The 1,485-nt window shown below is 67.7% G+C and carries 1 protein-coding gene; it reads left to right on the top strand.

Annotated features, from left to right (window positions below; genetic code table 11):
- The first annotated feature begins 146 nt into the window (after positions 1–146).
- Positions 147–1,472, top strand: a complete 1,326-nt coding sequence (locus AB0F17_RS66430) for an ISL3 family transposase (RefSeq protein ID WP_358047855.1) — start codon at positions 147–149, stop codon at positions 1,470–1,472.
- The last annotated feature ends 13 nt before the right edge of the window (positions 1,473–1,485 follow it).

Genomic DNA, 1,485 nt, shown 5'->3' with positions numbered 1-1,485 from the left:
GGCTCTTCGAATTTGATCGGGGTTGAGGCTTGACCGCCGTCCTTGCCTGCGCGGGCTGGGGTGTGTTCGCCTCTTGAGGGAGCTCGCGGCTCCCGTCGATCATTTCTGTTGTCTACGCAGAAGATCACAACAGAAGAGCCGCGAGCATGGTCAACGATACGACGCGGTTGCTGGGCCTGGATGGTCTGGCCGTCGTCGAGGTCATCGCAAGAGATGAACACGCTGGTGAGGGGCCGATTGTCTGGTTGGCGACGAGGGATGAGCGGGCTCGGGTGTGCCCCGGTTGCGGGGTGATGGCCACCCGGATGAAGGAGTGGGTGACCACTCGGCCGCGGGATCTGCCGGTAGGCGGGCGCCGCTGTCTGCTGTTGTGGCGCAAGAGGCGCTGGATCTGTTCGAAGACGGCGTGCCCGCGCAAGACGTTCACTGAGCAGGTGCCGCAGATCCCGGCGCGGGCGAGGCTGACCGAGCGGTTACGCCGCTCCAGCGGTGCGGCGGTGGCCGACGGCGGTCGCACGATCGTGCAGGCGGCGCGGGATCACGGGGTGTCCTGGCCGGTGGTCTCGGCGGCGTTCACCGCTCATGCCGCTCAGGTGCTGCCGGCCGAGCCACAGCCGGTCACCGTGCTGGGGATCGACGAGACGCGCCGGGGTCGTCCCCGCTGGGTGTATGACGAGGCCGCGCAGGCGTGGAAGACGGTGGTGGATCGCTGGCATGTCGGGTTCGTGGACCTCTCGCATGGTCAGGGCCTGCTGGGCCAGGTCGAGGGCCGTACCTCGCAGGCGGTCATCGACTGGCTGGACGCGCGTGGCCGGGAGTGGAAGAGCCAGGTGGCGCACGTCGCGATCGACATGTGCACGATCTTCAAGGCGGCCGTGCGGGCCGCCCTGCCGCACGCGGTCCTCGTTGTCGATCATTTCCATGTGGTGCAGTTGGCCAACGCCGCTGTCACCGAGGTTCGGCGCCGCCTGACCGTGCAGGTCCGCGGGCGGCGCGGCCGCAAGGGCAACCGGGAATGGGAACTACGCAACCGGCTGACGCGCTCGGCCGCCCGGATGCACGGCTCGCAGCTCGACCCGATGATCGACGATCTGATGGCCCTGCCCAAGCGGCTCGGAACGCCAATCCTGACCGCGTGGAACGCCAAGGAGGATCTGCTGGACGTGCTCGCGCTGGCGCGCACGCACCCCGACCGGAGCGTGATCGCCGACCGGCTGTTCCGCTTCTACGATCTGTGCGCCGCCTCTGGCCTGCCCGAACTCGAACGGCTGGCCGGCACCATCGAGACCTGGTGGCCACAGATCCTTGCCTTCATCCGGACCGGCATCACCAATGCGGGCTCGGAGGGGACCAACCGGGTGATCAAGACTGTCGCCCGCGACGCCTACGGTTTCCGAAACCCCGAATCACAACGACTCCGCACTCGCTGCGCCACCACCCGAAAGAGCCGTGGTTGCCTCAACCCCGCTTAACTTCGAAGAGCCC

The organism is Nonomuraea sp. NPDC026600 (genome assembly GCF_040638335.1).
In the GTDB taxonomy this organism is placed as follows: Bacteria; Actinomycetota; Actinomycetes; order Streptosporangiales; family Streptosporangiaceae; genus Nonomuraea.
This window is presented reverse-complemented; position numbering and strand designations above follow the sequence as displayed.

Coding starts and splice junctions, on each gene's coding strand:
- AB0F17_RS66430 (WP_358047855.1), top strand. CDS start 147: ATGGTCAACGATACGACGCGGTTGCTGGGCCTGGATGGTCTGGCCGTC.